Here is a 17688-nt window from a genome sequence, read left to right on the forward strand (position 1 = left end):
CCTCAATCGTTCTTTCAGAGCGTCAGGTGGGTCTGGGGATGGAAGAAGTGCATCTTCGACGTGTCGATCGCCAGATCGATCACCTGTCCCGGCCGGATTGTGCTCACCGCCTCGAATCTCGCGACGGCATTGGCGGCTCCGCTCAAATCCTCGACAGCGTCGGGATCGCCGGAATCGACGCGGCTCGCGTCGAGTTTCAGATGCACGATCAGTTCGGAGCCGAGTTCCTCGATCGATTTTACCGTCGCGGGAATGGTCGGGAAAGCCGAGCCGGACGGCAGTTTGCTGTCGAACAGATCTTCCGGGCGGATGCCGAAGACGACCGTCTCGCCTTGAAGGTCTGAAAGGCCCGGCGCGCGATCGAAGACATTTTCGGGCAGAGGTATGGAGAAGCTCGGAAGGCGGATACTGCGGCCCTCGAGCCGGCCTTCGAAGAGGTTCATCGACGGCGAGCCGATGAAGCCCGCGACGAAGGCGTTGGCGGGGTGATGGTAGAGCGCCTTGGGCGTGTCCACCTGCTGCAGCACGCCGCCCTTGAGGACCGCCACGCGGTCGCCCATCGTCATCGCCTCGGTCTGGTCGTGGGTGACGTAGATCGTCGTGACGCCGAGCTGGCGCTGGAGGCTGGCGATTTCCGCCCGCATTTGCACCCGCAGCTTGGCGTCGAGGTTCGACAGCGGCTCGTCCATCAGGAACGCCGCCGGCTCGCGCACCATGGCGCGGCCCATGGCGACGCGCTGGCGCTGGCCGCCGGAAAGCTGCGAGGGCTTGTTCTGCAGCAGCGTTTCGAGCTGGAGGATCTTGGCGATCTCGTTGACGCGCTTCTCGCGCTCGGCCTTGGTCTTGCCGGCGAGCTTCATCGAGAAGGCGATATTGTCGAACACCGTCATGTGCGGGTAGAGCGCATAGTTCTGGAAGACCATGGCGATGTCGCGATCCTTCGGCGGAAGGTCCTCGACGTCGTGTCCGCCGATCGTCAGCGTTCCGCTGCTGATCTCCTCGAGTCCGGCGATCATGCGCAGTGCTGTCGACTTGCCGCAGCCGGACGGTCCGACGAGGATCAGGAACTCGCCGTCGTTGATCGTCAGACTCAATTCGTTGATCGCGTGAAAATTGTTCCCGTAGGTCTTGCAGATCTTGTCGAGCACTACCACAGCCACGTCGATTTCCTCCCGTCACTCCAGGGCAAAGCCGGCACGCACACCGCTGCCGCTGCCATCTTTTTCTTTCAAATGGCTCAGGAGTGGTGGGTAAAGTCAATAGAAAATTTGGGATGAAGCGGCCTAACAGAGCGCGTCAGTGCAATTAAGCATATGATTTTAAAATACTAAATTGATTTATTAAAAAATATCTTTGTGGTATTTTATTTTTTAACGCGCGTAATTTTATAAGCGACGAAAGGGTCGCTGATCGAGCCCTCGATGCGCAAGATTCTGTTGGGTATAGCTGCAGTCTGGCGGAGGTTTGGCGTCAAGCCGGCATCGGCGAGGGAGCAGGCGCGCTGTCACTCGTCATGAGGGTGCGGCAGGCCGCGTCGTTCGGCAGACCCTTGCGGCCGCCGTGGTGGGTGACCGAGATTGCCGCGGCGGCGGTCGCGTAGGCGACGCAGGCTAGCGGTGTTTCGCCTCTCGCAAGAGCCAGCGCGTAGGCGCCGTGGAAGCAATCCCCCGCGCCGGTGGTGTCTACGGCGGTAACCGGGTAAGCGGGCAAATGCCAGAGGGTCGTATCTCCGTTCTGGCGGAGGTAGCAGCCATTGTGTCCGTCGGTCAGGACCACGGCCGCGCGATCCGGTGTCCAGAGGCGGGCAAGGATCGCCGCCGGTTCCGTCTCGCCCGTCGCCAGCTTGCCAAAGGCAAGGGGCAGGACAAGATGGTCGGCGAGCGCCAGGATGCGGTCGGTCTGTTCGCCGACCGCCCATTCGATGTCCGCGACGATCGACAGCCCAAGCTTGCGCGCGCGCGCCACCACGCTTTCCGAATGGATCGAATATCCGTCGATGATCAGCACCGGCGCGGAGGCGATCGCCTCATCGGCAATCGTCTCCGCTGTACCATGGGGGACGTCGTCATCATAGGCAATGAAACGGTCGCCGTCCGGTCCGACGGTGATGACGGAACGGATCGGTGAGGCGTCGGCCCGGCGCGGGGCAAGCGATATGTCCACGCCTTCCCGCTGCATTTCGGGGCCGCCGACATCGTCTGCCGGTTGGGGGAGCCAGCCGACAAAGGCCGCACGACCGCCAAGGCGGGCCGCGGCGACGAGGGCCGTCGCGACATTGCCGCCGTGATCGGCCTCGCGTCGGGTCACCTTGCCCTTGCCCGCAGAAAGAGGGCGGTCGACGTAGACGATGTCGTCGATCGCCAATGCACCGAAACCGATGACGTCGAACCGCCGGGACATCCTGTCAGGCGCCAGTCGCCGCAAGCGCGTCGGCCGGAGAGGCGCCGTCGTGGATCACCATCTTGAATGCCTTGGCCGCCTTCGTGGTGTCGCCATGGCCCCAGAGGTTGCGGCCGACGACCGCGCCCTTTGCGCCGGCGCGCAGGGCATCTGCCGTCTGGGTGAGGGCGCCGAGAAGGTTTTCGGTCTTCGGTCCGCCGGCCATCACCACCGGGATCGGGCAGGTCGCCACGGTTTCGCGGAACGAGTCGAAATCGCCGGTGTAGCCGACCTTCACGACATCGACGCCGGTCTCGTAGCCGATGCGCACCGCATAGGCGATCTCGTCCGGCGTGAAGACGATCTTGGCGCCGTTGGTGAAATCGCGCGGATAGATGTGGGCGATGATCGGCATCTCGTAGCGGGCGGCCGCGTTGACGGTGTCCGTCAGCCAGCGAATGTATTCGCCTTCCGTATTGCCGCGTACGGGAATGGCGACGGCGAGCGCGTCGGCGCCGTAGCGCACGGCATCCTCGGGGGTGGCGATCAGCTGGCGGATGCGGTCGTCGGCCGTGAAGCAGCCGGCCTGAATGACGAGCGCCGCCTTGCCGGCATATTGCGGCCAGAGGTGGCGGGCCGCGCCCGGCTGGATGCTGACATAGTCGGGGCCGCCTTCCATGACGCGGCCAAGCGCGCCGGGCAGGTCGGCAAGGCCGCCTTCACGCACATTGCCGTAGCCGACGAAGTGATCCACCGCGCCGCCGAAGAGATTTCCGGACGGATTGGAGAAGAGGCGAGACAGGCGAATCTTGGTTCCGAGACCCATTGCAGTGGTTTCCTTGCGTTCGTTGCAGCTGAGGTAAGTGGACCCTAACTCGGAAATAAAAGAATGTTCAATCTTTCGAAATCTTTCATTTGTGGCTTAGCATCGGTATTTTATCGTGCTAAAAGCTATGAAAATGAGATCGAAAGAATTCGAAAGCTGAGTCCGCTTTCGAATTTCGAAAGCGGAAAGATGGCGACGTAGAGCGGAACCGAAGATGCTTGCAGAACAGAGACGGCACCAGATCCTCATCGAGCTCCAGCGCGTCGGCCAGGCGAAAACCAGCCAGCTCGCGGAGTTGTTCGGCGTCTCGGAAGTCACCATCCGCTCCGATCTGGAACTGCTCGATGCGAAGAAGAGGCTCATCAAGACGCATGGCGGCGCCATTGCCGCGCCCGCCGATTCACCCGCCGCGGCATTCGAGGAGCGCATGCAGCGCAATTTCGACGCCAAGCGCAGGATCGCCCAGCTCGCGGCAAAGCAGATCATCGACAACCAGTCGATCGTCTTCGACAGCGGCTCCACCCTGCTGCAGATCGCGATGCAGATGCCGCCGGTCAACAATGTCGTCGTCGCGACGACGGGAATGAATATCGCCCAGCATCTGATGTATCGACCGGGCCTCGACGTCCATATGATCGGCGGGCGGGTTTTCCCGAGCACGGTCAGCACGATCGTCGCGGATTCCGACAAGGCGCTCGGCGGCCTCGTCGCCCACCAGGCCTTCGTCGGCGCGCACGCGATCGACCAGTCCTTCGACGTGGTCGATGTTTCAGAGGATGTCGCCCGCACCAAGCGCAACCTCGTGCGCATGGCGCGCCGGGTGGTGCTTGTCGCCGATTCCAGCAAATGGGACATAGGCGCCTCCTCCAAGGCCTTCTCCCTCTCTCGCGTCGATCTCATCATCACCGACAGCGGCCTGCCGCTCAGCATCCGCCACCGCCTCGACAAGCTCGGGGTCGAGGTCCGTTACGCCTGATCGGTCCGGCGGCAGACTTGCCGCCACCGGACAGCTCCGCTCAGTAGCCGAAGCTCCGAAGTGTCTCGTAGTTCACGCGAACGGCCTTTGCCGGATCGCGGCCGGCTTCGTCCGACTCCTCTTCCACGACGATCCAGCCGTTGAACCTGGGGCTGTTCCTTGCGGTCTCGATGACGGCCGGGACATCGCAAGCGCCGGCTCCGAGCATCGCCCAGGTGCCGCCTGCGTCCACGTCCTTCAGGTGCACGTAGCGGATGCGGTCGCGGAAGGCCTGAAGCGTGTCCGCCATGACCTGGCCGCCGCGCAGGATGTGGCCGGTGTCCGGCACCCAGCCGACTTCCGGATCGAGGAGCGGAAAGAGGGCGTCATAGTCTGCCCGTGTGAACAACAGCGTGTTGTGGTGCGAGGAGGGGTGGACGGCAACGGTCACGCCTGCCGCCCTGCCGATTTCGCTCGACCGGTTGTAGCATTCGGCGGCGACGGCGAATTTGTCGTTGCGGGGGCCATCGTCGACCACGGTCGCCGACCCCATCGAGACCAGCGCGCCCGGAAAATGAGCGGCGAAATCGACCCAGCGCCGGGTTGCCTCGAGGTCTTCGTCGAGCTTGGAGGGGACGGTAAAGCCGCTGTCCGAGCCGAAGGCAAAGGACACGAGAGTGAGGCCGGCGGAGTCAAGTGTCTGCGCGAAGGCCTCGGGCTTGTTCGCGTAATCGCCGATCATCGTGTCGGTGATCTCTATGCCGGAATAGCCGGCAGCGGAAATTGCCCGCACCAGATCGTCCGGGCCGCCGCGAAAGCGGTCGCCGAGCATTTCCCAGGTGAATGTCTGGCAACCGATTTTGAGTTCTGCGGTCTTCATGAATGGGGTCCTGACTTGTCCTTGATTGTCTATCGTGTGGGCTGGCGCGGCGGACATGGGCGAATGTGAGGTGACGGCGAGGCGCTCTCCCAATGGAGTGGAACCTGTCGCCGAGCGCTTGAAACTGTCCGGATCGAGACGCCTCCCAACGTCCTATCAATACGTAAGATAAAATATTATCGTGCGTCAACATTTCTCGTGCGCGCAATGTGAAAATGTGTAAGCTGCCCGCCCGAAGCCACTCTCTAAGCTGTAAGTTCAGGTGACTGAAATGACGACGAAAAATGAGACAATCTTGAGAATCGGCGTGGTGGGATGCGGCAGCATTTCTCTTGCCTACATGCGCAACGCCGCCCTCTTTCGGGGTGTCAGAATCACGGCTTGTACCGACCTGAACATGGCCGCGGCCAAGGCTCGCGCCGATCAGTTCGGCCTGAAGGCGATGGACGTCGACGACCTCGTGTCCGACAAGGATGTCGACCTCGTCCTCAACCTGACGATCCCGGCGGCGCATTACGAGATTTCCATGCGGGCGCTTTCCGCCGGCAAGCATGTCTTCACCGAAAAGCCGCTCGGCGTGACGGCGGATGAAGGTCGCAGGCTCGTCGCCGAGGCGAAGGGGAAGGGGCTGGCGCTTGGCTCCGCGCCGGACACGTTTCTCGGTGCTGCCGGCCGCCATGCCCGGCGGCTGATGGAAACGGGCGCGATCGGCAAGCCGGTGACCGGAACCGCCTTCATGATGGGGCGCGGCATGGAGCACTGGCATCCGGATCCGGGTTTCTATTATCAGCCCGGCGCGGGGCCGGTGATGGACATGGGCCCCTATTATCTTTCGATGATGGTCAACCTGATGGGACCGGTCCGGCGCGTGCAGGCGGTGGCGACGAGCGGGCAGGAAGAGCGCCTGATCACCGCCGACGGACCGAAGAAGAATACCACCTTCAAGGTCGGTACGCCGACCAGCGTTCTCTCCCTTCTGGAATTTGCGAGCGGTGCGACGGTGACCTTCGGGGCTTCATGGGACGTCTTCCGCCATTCCAATTATCCGATCGAGTTGCACGGCACCGAAGGGTCGCTGCGCCTGCCCGATCCAGACACGTTCGGCGGCGTCATAGGCCTGTCGAAGCAGGGGGCGCCCTGGCAGGAGACGGATACCGCGGGTGAACTTCTCGGGGCGATCAACTGGCCGATCGACAAGCCCGACCGCGCCAACTACCGGATGGTCGGCCTCGCCGATCTCGCGCGTTCGATCACCGAAGGCCGCGCGCCGCGCGCATCCGGCGACCTCGCCCTGCACGTGCTGGAGATCATGGAGGCGATCCTGCGGGCTGGTGAAACCGGCCAGGCGCAGACCATTTCCGGCTCCGCTACGCAGCCGAAGGAGCTTAGCGAGGACGAGGTCCGGAGCCTGCTCGGATGACCTCGCTCGACCCGTCCGCTGTCAAAGCGCTGAACTGGCCGGGTGAACCGGAAAAGCCGGTGGAGGACTTCACGCCGGAAGAGGCAAGGCGGCAATATCTTGACGGATTTGCGAGATTTCAGGTGCCGCTCGAACCGGTCGGCGCGGCGTCGGAGGAAGACGTCGGCGGTATCCGGATTCGGGTCTGGCGCGGCTTGAATGCGCCGCAAACGGCGGCGCCGGCGCTTCTCTATCTGCATGGCGGCGGCTTCGTGATCGGCGCACCGGAAACCCATGAGGACATCTGCCGCATCCTCGCCAATGCCGCGAACGCGGTCGTGATCTCGCCCGATTACCGTCTCGCCCCGGAGCATCCGTTTCCGTCCGGACTGGAGGATTGCGCCGCGACGCTGGCCTGGATGGTTTCGGAGGCGGCAAGTCTCGGAGTGGATCCCGCCCGCATCGTGGTCGGCGGTGACAGTGCCGGCGGCAACCTTGCCGCTGTCGTCGCCCTGATGGCGCGGGATGGCGAGGTGCCGCCGGTCATCGGTCAGCTGCTGATCTATCCCGTCACCGACCAACGCCAGGTTTCCGAAAGCTATCGTCGCTACGCCAGCGGCTTCGGCCTGACGGCGGAGGCGATGCGCTGGTTCCGTGATCACTATGTCGGCAAGGAGGAAGGAGCGCAGCTCGACTGGCGGGCGTCTCCGCTGCTGGCGTCTTCGTTTTCAGGCGTTGCGCCTGCATTCGTCGTGCTGGCCGGCTGCGATGTGCTGTTCGATGAGGGGCTCGCCTATGTCGAAGCGCTTGAAGGGCAAGCGCGTTGCTCCCGTCGCATCTGGCCGGGGCAGATCCATGGCTTCGTGTCGATGAGCAAGGCAATCCCAGAGGCGCGCGAGGCGCTTGACGCTATCGTCGATGCCTGGCGCGCGATGGATCCCGCTTTCGGGCAATGATCCGCCGGTGTGGCTCGGTCAGGCGGATTCGCGCATCATCAGGGTCGATTCAAGGATCACCCGGCTTGGCAGGACCTTCTTGTCATCGCTGTCTTCATCGATGATGGCCAGCAGCATTTCCACCGCTCTCGCCGCAATTTCCGGAGCATTCTGGGCCATGGTGGTGAGCGACGGGCAGGTATAGCGGCTCAGCGGATGGTCGTCGTGGCCGGCGATCCTGATGTCCGAGCTTTCCGTCCTGCCGATCTTCAGGCCCGCGGCAAACGCCGCAGCCATGGCGCCGAAGGCGAAGCGATCATTGGCGCACAGCAGCGTCTTGCCGGGCAGGGCGCCTTTTTGCAGCATCCGGTTCATCTGCTCGTAACCGAGCCGCTCGAATTCCCAGGATGGCGGCGCATCGCAGGGGACAACCAGCGGCGCATGGCCCTCGCGGATCATCGTCGAGCGGTAGCTTTCGGTTCGCTCGTTGGTGTTTTCCATCATGTGCGGAACGTCGAGGAAGACCGGCGGCTCGCCGGACCGGCAGAGATACTGCACGATGGCGGCCACGCTCTGCGCATTGTCGTTGCCGACGAAGGGCAGGTTGAAGCTCGACGGGCTGTCGAAGCAGACGACGGGAATGGCATCCTTCAGCCGTTCCAGCGCTCCGCGCTTGGAGCTTGCGCCCATCGGGGCGACGACGGCGCCGGCGACCTTCAGCGACAGGAGGGTGCGCACAGCCTCCTCCTCGAGGTCCGGGCGTGTATGGGACGAGAACTGAATCGGCCAGAAGCCGCGTTCGCGCAGTTCCAGTTCGATCAGCGAGACGACCTGCACATAGAACGGGTCGGCCATGCTGGGAACCAGAATGCCGATGTTCTTGGTCCGCTTGCGGTTCAGATGGCGTGCGAAGAGGTTGGGCTCGAAATTCGACTTCTTCAGCGCGGCCTCGATGCGCTTGCGGGTCGACTCCTTGACCTGGGTGGGGTCGTCGAAATACTTTGACAGCGTCGGGCGCGACACGCCGCAGGCGCCGGCAAAGTCGTCCATCGATTTGTACGTTTTCTTCGCCATGCCATTCCCCACAGGTCGCCGGAATTTTCGTTGCGCGACCACTTCTGTTCCGCGCGTAAATCAAAATTGACTGGCGCGTCAACTTCTTCGCTCAGGAAAAGCGCAATTTGCTGCGCGATACAATCGGCTTGCCATCCTCGTGCGGCGCCCAATGTCCCGGCGTGTGGGTGTATTCGGTCGATACTTCGGGTGACCGACACCTGATTGCATTGCAGCAAGGAACGGTGCGCTGCACTCCTCCAAAGGCGGCAAAACCATCTGCGGCACAAGCAGCTTTCATTTGTTTACGAAAGTAAAGAAAAAAGGCATCATAAGCAATAGATGCGGGTTCAAAAAATTCTCGCGCGCAAATTTTTTTAGATTAATTATTTCAGTTATTTGATCGATTTTTTCGCAAAAAAATCCCGCCTTTCGTTTGCTTCCGCGCAGTTCGTGGTTGACATGCGACAAGCGCGGGAACCTACTGCCGGCACGATCTTTGGGAGGATCGATAAGTCATTCGTCTAATGGGAGGTTGGACATGAAATTCAGCAAAATCAGCAGGACTCTGACCATTGCGGCCGCCGCATGGGGCCTTTGGGCCTCGACGTCGCTCGCCGAAACAAATCTCGAGTTCATCCAGTGGTGGGAACCGGAAATGCCCGCCGGCGCCCTTCGCGGCATCATGGACGATTTCGAGAAGGCCAATCCGGACATCAAGGTCACGCTCGTCAGCGGCCCTTATTCCACGACGCATGACCAGATCGTCGTCGGGGCGGCCTCCGGCACGCTCAGCGATGTCGTCGGTCTCGACGGTGCCTGGGTGAACGGCCTGACCAAGCAGGGCGCGATCACCGACATGGGCGCGCTGATGGACAAGGCCAACTATGACCGCAGCCAGCTCGCCGACATCGTCAAGGTCGACGGCAAGAGCGTGATGTTCCCGGTCGCGTCCTTCGTCTATCCGGTGTTCGTGAACCTTGATCTCGCCAAGGCCGCCGGCGTCGAGACCATGCCGTCGAACCGCACGGAATTCGAGGACGCCGCCAAGAAGATGACGGACGCTTCGAAGAACCAGTACGGCTGGGTTCTGCCGCTATCGCTGCAGTCGCCGAGCGGTATCCAGAACGACGTGATGTCCTGGGTCTGGGCGTCCGGCGGATCGATGATGAAGGACGGCAAGCCGGACCTCGAGAATGACGATGTCGTCGGCACGCTCGAGTATCTCGACAAGTTGAACAAGGACGGCGTCATTTCGCCCGGCATCTTCGCCAAGAAGGAACAGGACAAGGTCGAGGAATTCGTCAACGGCCGCGTCGGCATGATGATCGACTCGCTTGCCCACGTGAACCTGATCCGCGAGCGCAATCCGAATCTCAATTTCGGCCTGTCGGCCCTGCCGGCCAAGGACGGATATGACGGCAAGCGTGGCATGCCCTATGCATCCTGGGGCATCGGCATCAGTGATAGCAGTCAGCACAAGGAAGAGGCCTGGAAGCTGGTCAGCTTCCTGATGAGCCCGGAAATCAACAGCCGGCTCGTCTCGATTGCCAACGCCTTCCCTGGCAACGTCCATGCCAAGCCGGACTTCGTGAAGTCCGACCCGATCTTCGCCGACGCGTTCAAGATCTACCAGAGCGGCTATCCGGCAAACGAATTCGTCGGCCTGCCGGTTGCCGAAGACCTGATGCGTGACATGAATATCGAAGTGCAGAAGCTCTTCGACGGTCAGCAGTCGGCCAAGGATGCAGCTGCGAACACGCAGAAGGCCTGGATGACCAAGTTCTAAGACCTGTAATCCTCTCAAGCTGCCGGCAGCGCCAAAACCGCTGCCGGCATATGCGTCAGTTCCGGGCTTTGCCCGGAGAGATGGGAAAGACACGCTCCATGAACCGATCAGCACCGGCAATGGTTGCCGCCCAGCCACGGACACTCAAGAAGAGGGGCAGATTCAGCTATCGCTCGCTGAGGAAGCTGGTGCCGTATCTGTACATATCGCCGGCGACCCTTCTTCTGACGCTCCTGATGCTTCTGCCGATGATCACGGTCCTGCGCTATTCGCTGATGGACGGCGCCATCATGCGCAAGGACGCAAGCTTCGCGGGTTTCGTCAATTACGAAACGGTCTTTTCAAATCCGGTGTTCTGGCAGTCGGTCGGCCACACGCTCTATTTCACCATCATGAGCGTGGTGTTTCACCTGGTCCTCGGGCTGATCTTCGCGCTGCTGCTCAACACCAACCGCATCGATCCCTTCATCCGCAGCATTCTGCGCGTGCTCTACATTCTTCCCTGGCTGTTCACCGCCGTCATCATCGCCATCATCTGGCGCCTGCTGCTCGATCCGAACGGGGTCGTCAACAGCGTCCTGATGGCGCTTCACATCGTCGACTTCAAGGTCGAATGGTTCTCCTCGCCGAAAACCGCGATCCACGCCCTGACCTTCGCCAACATCTGGGCTGGCTATCCGCTCTACATGGTGAGCCTGCTTGCCGGGCTTCAGGGCATTCCGAAGGAGCTCTACGAGGCGGCCGGCATCGACGGCGCCAACGAGCTCGAAAAATTCTGGTACATCACCATTCCGCAGCTCATGCCGATCACCATCAGCATTGCACTTCTGGACTTCATCTGGACCATGCAGGTTTTCCCGCTCGTGTGGATGACCACAGGCGGTGGCCCGATCTACTCGACCGAGATGCTGTCCACCTTCACCTACAAGCTTGCATTCGCCGAGTACCAGTTCTCGGTCGCCTCGGCGAGCGCCATCATCGTGCTGCTCCTGTCCATGAGCGTCACCTATTTCTACATCAAGCATCAGCAGCGCAGGTGATCGGTCATGGCCAAGCGTTCTTCCTTCAAGCGAACCGTTCTTCCGACGCTGCTCATCTATCTCGGGCTTGCGATCGGCCTCGTCTTCGCCGCCTTCCCGATCGTCTGGATGTTCTTCACGTCAATCAAGTCGAACACGGAAATCTTCGCGCTGCCGCCGGCGATCCTGCCCAAGATTCCGACGCTCGAGGCCTATCGCACGATCTTCAGCGATCCGGTGAAGGTGCGGTTCTTCATCAATAGCTACTTCGTCGCCGGCGTGGTCACCGTGCTGACGGTGTTGATCGCGATCCTGACGGCCTACGGCTTCAGCCGCTACAACTTCCGCTTTAAGAACACGCTGAACATCTTCATCATCAGCACCCAGACCGTGCCGCCGATCACGCTGCTCATTCCCTATTTCGGCATCGTCGTGGCGCTGCGGATCTTCGACAGCTATTACGCGCTCATCCTGACCTATCTGGTCTTCACGCTGCCTTACGCCATTCTTCTGATGACGGGCTATCTGAATACATTGCCCAAGGAGCTCGATGAAGCTGTGCTGGTCGACGGTGGATCGAGCTGGACGGCGCTCTGGCGGGTGATCGTGCCGGTGTCGATCCCCGGCATCGTCGCGACCGCCGTCTACACCTTCCTCCTCTCCTGGAACGAGTTTCTCTTCGCGCTCACGCTGACGAAGTCGACAAGCCTCAGGACGGTGCCGATCGGCATCCAGTTGCTGATGGGCCAGCACGCCTTCGAGTGGAATGAGATGATGGCGATGAGCGTTCTGGGTTCGCTGCCGCTTCTCCTCCTTTACCTCGTCGCCCAGCGTTATTTCCTGGCCGGCATGACGGCAGGCTCGGTCAAGAGCTGACGGAGGCTTGCAGCTTTTCGGCTGCTCAGAGATCAGCGGGTTCCCGCGATGTCAGGCAATGGCTTGTTGAAGGTCTTCCAGCGTCTGCGGCAGTCGGCGCATGTCGCCTATGGTCGCGCTCGCACCGGCGGATCTTAGCTTCGCGGCGTGGCCGGGATAGCTGTGCCCGCCGCCGGTGAAGCCGATAACGGTCATGCCGGCGGCAACGCCGGCTTCGACGCCGTGGACGCTGTCTTCGACCACCGCGGTTTTGACTGGGGCGACGCCCATTCTGGCTGCGCCATGCAGAAAGATGTCGGGCTTCGGCTTGGAACGGCCCGGACCGAGATCCTTTGCCGAGAAGATGTTCGGGGCAAAGAAGTCTTTAAGGCCGACCTTGCCAAGGAGCAGGTCCACACGGCTGAACTTGGTGTTGGAGCAGACGCAGCGTTTCCGGCCGAGCGCCGCCAGCGTTTCGGCAACGCCGCTGATGGCCTCGACTTCCAGTGGCAAGCGCTGGTCGAGGACTTGCTCCAGTCGGCCCGCGAGTTTGCCGGAAAGGTCCAGGCCGCTTTCCTGCTCGGCGATCTTGAGGATCTGCTCCCAGGGCAGGCCGGAAAAACGTTCCGCGACTTCCGGCGCCGTGACGGGATAGCCGGAAGCCGTCAGCAGATCTGCTTCGATATGAACGCCGATCGCTTCGGAATCGATCAGGACGCCGTCGCAATCGAAGATGACCAGTTCGAAACCGTTCATTGCGGCGTGCCTTTCAATGCATTTGTCACCCATTCGGCGAGGGCGTCGTCGTCTGGCACTTTCGTTGTATCCAGGTCGAAAATCGGCCCGCGGCCGGCGGGCGTCGCCCGTTCGGCAAGGGCGATCAGCTCGGGAATATAAGCTTCTCCCGGATGGCCCGGGAGGCGAGAAGACAGTCGCGCGCGGTAGCGTTCGGCAAGCACGTCTCCCGGCGCGTGGCACCAGATTTCGGCAAGCGCGGTGATGCCGGCGTGTGAAATACCCGCGTCCAGAAGGTCAAGCGGCTGGAAGCCGAACCACGCGTCGACGATGAAGGTCGAGCCTGCGGGCGCGGCGGCGATGGTGTCCCAGATCGCCTGGTAGCTCGCTTTCCCGAGGCGGCGGTTGAAGAGCCGGTCGACATCGCCGATCTCGGCGAGAAAAGGGTTCTTGATCGTGTCCAGCGCCAGGATCGGCCAGCCGGTGCGGGCCGACAGCGCCGCGGACACCCGGCTCTTGCCCGTTGCCGGAATGCCATTGACCATAACCAGCCGTTTTCCGGCGGCGGGTGTAGGTTGCACGAGATCGAGACCGGCAAGCGCCGCGCCGATCACGCCGGCATCGTCGCCGAGCAGGGCGGGGGCGACCGGAATGTCATACCAGGAGGTCTCGGCGGGCAGTTGCCGCAAGGCCATGACGGCGCTCTCCCCGAGGCCGCCGCCGAGCAGGAGTATGTCTGGATCAAAACTTGCGGAGAGCGAGGAAATCGCCGCGCGCAATGGCCCGGCCCAATTGCTGATCAGCGATCGGGCGTCATCGCTTTGCATCGCGTCGGAAAGCGCCTGTTCGCAGGTATAGCCTGCGGGAAATCCGATTTCGGATGCGAGCCGGCGGAACGAGGTGCCTGACGAATACATCTCGACGCAGCCGGATTGGCCGCAGACGCAGCGGACGCCGCCTTCGCGGACGATCAGGTGGCCCAACTGGCCTGCAGAACGGCGGCCGCTGGCGATCTTGCCGTCGAGCATCGCCGCGCCGCCAATTCCGGTGCCGATGGTGAGCATGACGATATTGGCGAGGCCGCGACCGGCGCCGGCGCGAGCCTCGGCGAGGAGTGCCATGGAACAGTCGTTGGCGACAGCCACTGGTCTGGCGAAGCGCTTGCCGAGAATGCCGGCGAGGTCAACGCCGGCAAGATTCAGGAAGCCGCCGGAGAGGACTTCCCCGGTGTGAGCATTCACCCGCCCGGGTATGCCGATGCCAATCGCTTCGAAGGCGCCGTCATCGATCTCGGATATAAGCTCGACGAAGAACTCGACGGCACGTTCCGGGTCGCGCGTGCCATCGATCACCTTCTTGCGGAGGATCGTACCCGCCTCGTCGACGAGCGCCACGCGGATGCGCGTGCCGCCGACATCGAGGCCGACAGAGGTTCTCGCCATGTCTGCTGCTCCCGGAGCTTAGGCCGCCTTGCGGTAAGCTGGACGGTAATGCTTGCGGATGATCGCCTGCAACTCCTTCAGCCGCGGCACGGCGATCGTCGTCAGCTTTTCCTGCGTCACGGCGCGATCGAGAGAGATGCAGTCCTTCCAGAGCGAGCGGCCGGCGATCACGCCGGAGGCGCCGTTGCTCATCGCCGCTTCGACCTGTCCGAGGAACGTCGAATGGTCGACGCCGGCCGAAAGGACCGCCCACGGGGTGCTGCCGCAAATGCGGGTCACTTCCGCGCAGGCTTCCGGTGAACCCGGATAGGGGATCTTCAAAATCTTCGAACCGAGATCGAGGCAGGCACGGCAACCGTCCTGAATGAGGGCGGGCAGCTTTGCCTCGTAATCTTCCTTGCTTTCGCCTTCCAGCCGGTAGGTGAGGAACTCGACGACCAGGAACAGGTCCTCGCGGGCAAAATCCTCGATGCAGGATTTCAGGATTTCGAGATTGTGGGTATTGGCGGCGGGCGTATCCATCCGCAGGTAGACCATGATCTTGCCGCCGGTGCCGCCAAGCTCGCGCACGCGTCGGGCATCCACTCCTTCAACCAGCTTCGACAGGCGGTAGCCTTCGGGCGAGGTGTCCCAGCCGGACGCGTCGAGCCCGATCAGGAGACCTGTGTTTTTCGGCAGAAGCCATTCGTCGACAATCATCGGCACGGCGCAGATCGGATCGACCAGCACGCCGCCGGCCTGGCTTGCGAGATAACGGGCGATGTCCGCCTTGGTCAGGCCCAGCGTCTCGTTGCTGATCTTGGCCTGCTCCTCCGGAGTGGCGGCGAGGACCTGGCGCATGCCACCGCGCTGATCGCAGGCGATCACCATCATCGCGCCCTCGTCGCCGCAGATCTGTTGATAACCCCTGAGTTCGGCTGTCGTCATTGCAGACACTGTCATTCTCCTTCGAAGTCTCTTCGGCTGTTGCAAATTCCGGTGTACGAGGCCGTGTCCGGCCGCACGAAGACCGCCCGACCGGACATCTGTCCGCGGGAGATGCTTCCATCCCTGTTTCTTATTTCGGTCGTTGCGAAACGACGGCAATTGAGCGATAACTTTCTTTGTGTCGTGTAACACATTTCAGAAAGGAATTGCAAGCTGGCTCTTCAGCCCAATCAGGAAAGCCCCGCAAGCCGCGCCATGCTGCACATGGTTGCGAAGCTTCACTATGTCGAGGAGATGGCCCAGGTGGACATCGCCCGTCGGCTCGGGCTGTCGACTGCAACGGTTTCGCGCATGTTGCAGAAGGCCCGCGCACTTGGCATCGTGAAGATTGAGGTCATGGATCTCATTGCGCCGAACGAAGTGGCGGAAGAGCTTGCTGAACTCCTGGGCTTGAAGGGCGTGGCGGTGGCCGAAACAGTGTCGCCGGGAATGGTCGGCGCCCTTGCTGCACCGCTTGCCGACCTTCTGAAGGAAGCAGGGTTTGCCGACGGTTCCGTCATAGGCATCGGCTGGGGGAGGGCGATCCGGGAAGTGATCTCGGCGGGTTTGCCAAAGCTCGGAGCCGTTACGGTCGTTCCGCTCAATGGCGGACTGCAGCAACCGGCAGCGCACTTCCAGATCAACGAGTTCGTCCGGCAGGCGGCCGAGCAGATGGGCGGCGAGCCGCGCTTCCTTCACGCGCCCTATGTGTCGTCGCAGGAGCTTCGGGCGGCGTTCCTGGCCGATTCGGGGGTCAACGACACCGTCTCGCTGTGGGATCGGCTGGACTGCGCGATCGTCGGCGTCGGGCTGCCGCATCCGTTCAATCCGCCGGAGGCGAGTGCGGCGACGGCCAGCGAAAAGGCCTTGACCGAAGCCGCCGGCGACGTGATCCGCCATTATTTCGACCGGGACGGCAAGGTCGTGCCCTGGGAGGGCGAGGAGCGGATGATCGCCGCATCCCGCGAGCAGCTGGCCGGAGCCCGGCTGTCGATTGCGGTCGCCGCATCGCCGGAGAAGGCCGCGGGGCTTATCGGCGCGGTCCGCTCCGGCATGGTCAACGCCATCGTGACGGATACCGCCACGGCGCAGGCGATCATCTCGGTGCTGCTTCCTGCCCGCAACTGAGGCTTTCGGTTGATTTCCCGTTTTTGAAGCGGTCACCGGTCTGCATCGATTTCCGAAATTTCATCAGTGATTTACGGCCCTGCATCGACTGCGGGCGAGAGCGGTCCCCACCAAAGAAATTCATTTCAGGAAGAAATTGCGCTTGACGTGAGTAAAGTTTTGCGTCGAGTATGCGCCGGCATGACGCTCTGGGAGATAGCGCTCTGCAACCAATAAGTGTTCCAAAGGAGGAGACCATGGAACGTCGTTCATTCTTTAAAGCCTCTGCCGCTGCCGCCCTCGTAGGCGCCGCCGCAATGACTGCCGACAAGGCCGGTGCGCAGGACAAGAAATTCAAGATCACGCTTATTCCTGGTCTGACCACGGATGCCTTCTACATCACGATGCGCAAGGGGGCGCAGGCTGCAGCGGACGCGCTTGGCGTCGAGCTGGAGTTCCAGGGCGCGCCCGACTTCAATCCGGTGACGCAGGTTCCGGTTCTCGATGCGGTCATCGCCAAGAAGCCGGATGCGATCCTGATCGCGCCGACCGACAAGGCGCAGCTGGTTCAGCCGCTGAAGAAAGCTGCCGACGCCGGCATCCCGATCGTCACCGTCGATACCTTCATCGGTACCGGCAAGTACCAGACCGGTTCGGGCGATGGTGATTTCCCGATTTCCTATGTCGCCTCCGACAACGTGCTCGGCGGCGCGATGGCTGCCCGCGCACTTGCCAAGGCCGTCGGCGAAAAGGGCAAGGTCTACGTCTCGAACGTCAAGCCCGGCATTTCCACGACCGACCAGCGCGAGGAAGGCTTCAAGACGGCAATGGCCGAATTCCCGGGTATCACCGTTCTCGATACCCAGTTCAACGACAATGATGCAAACAAGGCGGCATCCCAGCTGCAGGCCGTCTATGCCCGCAACTCGGATCTGGTCGGCGTGTTCGGCGCCAACCTGTTTTCCGCGCTCGGTGCGGCCAACGGCGTTCAGCAGGCGGGCCAGACCGGCAATATCAAGGTCGTTGCCTTCGATGCGCCGACCAGCATCGTCGACAACATCAAGTCCGGCCTCGTCGACCTGGCGATTGCGCAGCATCCTGCGGAAATCGGCTACTACGGCGTCGTCACGGCCTATGCCCACCTGACGGGCAACTCGGTACCGACCGCGATCGGCACCGGCTTCACCGTCATCGACAAAGCGAATGTCGACGATCCGAACGTAGCGAAGTTCATCTACTCGGATTGAGACTGCTCCTCCCGAGCGCAAGGCGGCGCCCGCACCTGGTGCGGGGGCCGCTCTCTCGGAAGCGGACGAGTGCTTCCCTCCATTTGACGACAGTCCGGGAT

The 17688-nt window shown here is 62.1% G+C and carries 16 protein-coding genes; 8 read left to right on the plus strand and 8 right to left on the minus strand.

Annotation, left to right across the window (positions count from 1 at the left end; all coding sequences use genetic code 11):
• Positions 1-14: 14 nt before the first annotated feature.
• The 3 genes from ACU5AZ_RS16680 to ACU5AZ_RS16690 all read right to left on the minus strand — a co-directional run bounded on the left by ACU5AZ_RS16680 (position 15) and on the right by ACU5AZ_RS16690 (position 3205).
• Complete coding sequence (locus ACU5AZ_RS16680; RefSeq protein ID WP_446823454.1) at positions 15-1160, minus strand: ABC transporter ATP-binding protein; 1146 nt, start codon at positions 1158-1160, stop codon at positions 15-17.
• 310 nt (positions 1161-1470) lie between these two features.
• Positions 1471-2400, minus strand: coding sequence for a PfkB family carbohydrate kinase (locus ACU5AZ_RS16685; protein WP_446823455.1), 930 nt, complete (start codon positions 2398-2400; stop codon positions 1471-1473).
• A gap of 4 nt (positions 2401-2404) precedes the next feature.
• A complete protein-coding gene (locus tag ACU5AZ_RS16690) occupies positions 2405-3205 on the minus strand; it encodes an aldolase (protein ID WP_446823456.1) in 801 nt (266 codons plus the stop codon).
• Between the two features lie 214 nt (positions 3206-3419).
• Here ACU5AZ_RS16690 and ACU5AZ_RS16695 point away from each other — a divergent pair, with 214 nt between their 5' ends.
• Positions 3420-4181, plus strand: a complete 762-nt coding sequence (locus tag ACU5AZ_RS16695) for a DeoR/GlpR family DNA-binding transcription regulator (RefSeq protein ID WP_446823457.1) — start codon at positions 3420-3422, stop codon at positions 4179-4181.
• Between the two features lie 40 nt (positions 4182-4221).
• Here the strand turns inward: ACU5AZ_RS16695 and ACU5AZ_RS16700 are convergent, their stop codons facing one another.
• Positions 4222-5040 carry a sugar phosphate isomerase/epimerase family protein gene (locus ACU5AZ_RS16700; RefSeq protein WP_446823458.1) on the minus strand — a complete coding sequence of 273 codons (819 nt, stop codon included), beginning with the start codon at positions 5038-5040 and terminating at the stop codon, positions 4222-4224.
• A gap of 271 nt (positions 5041-5311) precedes the next feature.
• Between ACU5AZ_RS16700 and ACU5AZ_RS16705 the strand changes: the two genes are divergently transcribed.
• Positions 5312-6460: a Gfo/Idh/MocA family protein gene (locus tag ACU5AZ_RS16705; RefSeq protein ID WP_446823459.1), complete on the plus strand. Its 1149-nt coding sequence runs from the start codon at positions 5312-5314 to the stop codon at positions 6458-6460.
• Positions 6457-7395 carry an alpha/beta hydrolase gene (locus tag ACU5AZ_RS16710; RefSeq protein ID WP_446823460.1) on the plus strand — a complete coding sequence of 313 codons (939 nt, stop codon included), beginning with the start codon at positions 6457-6459 and terminating at the stop codon, positions 7393-7395. Before ACU5AZ_RS16705 ends, ACU5AZ_RS16710 begins: the two co-directional genes overlap by 4 nt.
• Before the next feature lie 18 nt (positions 7396-7413).
• Here the strand turns inward: ACU5AZ_RS16710 and ACU5AZ_RS16715 are convergent, their stop codons facing one another.
• Positions 7414-8448: a LacI family DNA-binding transcriptional regulator gene (locus ACU5AZ_RS16715; protein ID WP_446823461.1), complete on the minus strand. Its 1035-nt coding sequence runs from the start codon at positions 8446-8448 to the stop codon at positions 7414-7416.
• Between the two features lie 520 nt (positions 8449-8968).
• Here ACU5AZ_RS16715 and ACU5AZ_RS16720 point away from each other — a divergent pair.
• The 3 genes from ACU5AZ_RS16720 to ACU5AZ_RS16730 all read left to right on the plus strand — a co-directional run bounded on the left by ACU5AZ_RS16720 (position 8969) and on the right by ACU5AZ_RS16730 (position 12111).
• Positions 8969-10216 carry an ABC transporter substrate-binding protein gene (locus ACU5AZ_RS16720; protein WP_446823462.1) on the plus strand — a complete coding sequence of 416 codons (1248 nt, stop codon included), beginning with the start codon at positions 8969-8971 and terminating at the stop codon, positions 10214-10216.
• A 98-nt stretch (positions 10217-10314) separates the two neighbouring features.
• Positions 10315-11256, plus strand: a complete 942-nt coding sequence (locus ACU5AZ_RS16725; RefSeq protein WP_446823463.1) for a carbohydrate ABC transporter permease — start codon at positions 10315-10317, stop codon at positions 11254-11256.
• Positions 11257-11262: 6 nt separating this feature from the next.
• On the plus strand, positions 11263-12111 hold the full coding sequence (locus ACU5AZ_RS16730; RefSeq protein WP_446823464.1) for a carbohydrate ABC transporter permease: 849 nt from the start codon (positions 11263-11265) through the stop codon (positions 12109-12111).
• Between the two features lie 51 nt (positions 12112-12162).
• Here ACU5AZ_RS16730 and ACU5AZ_RS16735 read toward each other — a convergent pair whose 3' ends face one another.
• Genes ACU5AZ_RS16735 through ACU5AZ_RS16745 form a run of 3 tightly spaced genes read right to left on the minus strand, consistent with a single transcriptional unit; the run spans position 12163 to position 15203 of the window.
• Positions 12163-12846 carry an HAD family hydrolase gene (locus ACU5AZ_RS16735; protein WP_446823465.1) on the minus strand — a complete coding sequence of 228 codons (684 nt, stop codon included), beginning with the start codon at positions 12844-12846 and terminating at the stop codon, positions 12163-12165.
• Positions 12843-14267 carry an ROK family protein gene (locus tag ACU5AZ_RS16740; RefSeq protein WP_446823466.1) on the minus strand — a complete coding sequence of 475 codons (1425 nt, stop codon included), beginning with the start codon at positions 14265-14267 and terminating at the stop codon, positions 12843-12845. The genes ACU5AZ_RS16735 and ACU5AZ_RS16740 overlap by 4 nt, the downstream gene beginning before the upstream one ends.
• An 18-nt stretch (positions 14268-14285) precedes the next feature.
• The gene (locus tag ACU5AZ_RS16745; protein WP_446823467.1) at positions 14286-15203 is read right to left on the minus strand and encodes a tagatose-bisphosphate aldolase; all 918 of its coding nucleotides are present in this window, start codon (positions 15201-15203) and stop codon (positions 14286-14288) included.
• A 246-nt stretch (positions 15204-15449) separates the two neighbouring features.
• On the opposite strand from ACU5AZ_RS16745, the gene ACU5AZ_RS16750 reads away from it, so the two are divergent.
• A complete protein-coding gene (locus ACU5AZ_RS16750; RefSeq protein WP_446823468.1) occupies positions 15450-16361 on the plus strand; it encodes a sugar-binding transcriptional regulator in 912 nt (303 codons plus the stop codon).
• A gap of 236 nt (positions 16362-16597) precedes the next feature.
• Complete coding sequence (locus tag ACU5AZ_RS16755; protein WP_446823469.1) at positions 16598-17587, plus strand: ABC transporter substrate-binding protein; 990 nt, start codon at positions 16598-16600, stop codon at positions 17585-17587.
• Positions 17588-17688: the final 101 nt, after the last annotated feature.

This window comes from Rhizobium sp. PAMB 3182 (assembly GCF_052908355.1).

Excerpts from the sequence above, each read along its gene's own strand:
- ACU5AZ_RS16690 (WP_446823456.1), bottom strand. The coding sequence starts at position 3,205 with ATGGGTCTCGGAACCAAGATTCGCCTGTCTCGCCTCTTCTCCAATCCG.
- ACU5AZ_RS16685 (WP_446823455.1), bottom strand. The coding sequence starts at position 2,400 with ATGTCCCGGCGGTTCGACGTCATCGGTTTCGGTGCATTGGCGATCGAC.
- ACU5AZ_RS16720 (WP_446823462.1), top strand. The coding sequence starts at position 8,969 with ATGAAATTCAGCAAAATCAGCAGGACTCTGACCATTGCGGCCGCCGCA.
- ACU5AZ_RS16730 (WP_446823464.1), top strand. The coding sequence starts at position 11,263 with ATGGCCAAGCGTTCTTCCTTCAAGCGAACCGTTCTTCCGACGCTGCTC.
- ACU5AZ_RS16715 (WP_446823461.1), bottom strand. The coding sequence starts at position 8,448 with ATGGCGAAGAAAACGTACAAATCGATGGACGACTTTGCCGGCGCCTGC.
- ACU5AZ_RS16710 (WP_446823460.1), top strand. The coding sequence starts at position 6,457 with ATGACCTCGCTCGACCCGTCCGCTGTCAAAGCGCTGAACTGGCCGGGT.
- ACU5AZ_RS16725 (WP_446823463.1), top strand. The coding sequence starts at position 10,315 with ATGAACCGATCAGCACCGGCAATGGTTGCCGCCCAGCCACGGACACTC.
- ACU5AZ_RS16750 (WP_446823468.1), top strand. The coding sequence starts at position 15,450 with ATGCTGCACATGGTTGCGAAGCTTCACTATGTCGAGGAGATGGCCCAG.
- ACU5AZ_RS16755 (WP_446823469.1), top strand. The coding sequence starts at position 16,598 with ATGGAACGTCGTTCATTCTTTAAAGCCTCTGCCGCTGCCGCCCTCGTA.
- ACU5AZ_RS16705 (WP_446823459.1), top strand. The coding sequence starts at position 5,312 with ATGACGACGAAAAATGAGACAATCTTGAGAATCGGCGTGGTGGGATGC.
- ACU5AZ_RS16735 (WP_446823465.1), bottom strand. The coding sequence starts at position 12,846 with ATGAACGGTTTCGAACTGGTCATCTTCGATTGCGACGGCGTCCTGATC.
- ACU5AZ_RS16740 (WP_446823466.1), bottom strand. The coding sequence starts at position 14,267 with ATGGCGAGAACCTCTGTCGGCCTCGATGTCGGCGGCACGCGCATCCGC.
- ACU5AZ_RS16700 (WP_446823458.1), bottom strand. The coding sequence starts at position 5,040 with ATGAAGACCGCAGAACTCAAAATCGGTTGCCAGACATTCACCTGGGAA.
- ACU5AZ_RS16695 (WP_446823457.1), top strand. The coding sequence starts at position 3,420 with ATGCTTGCAGAACAGAGACGGCACCAGATCCTCATCGAGCTCCAGCGC.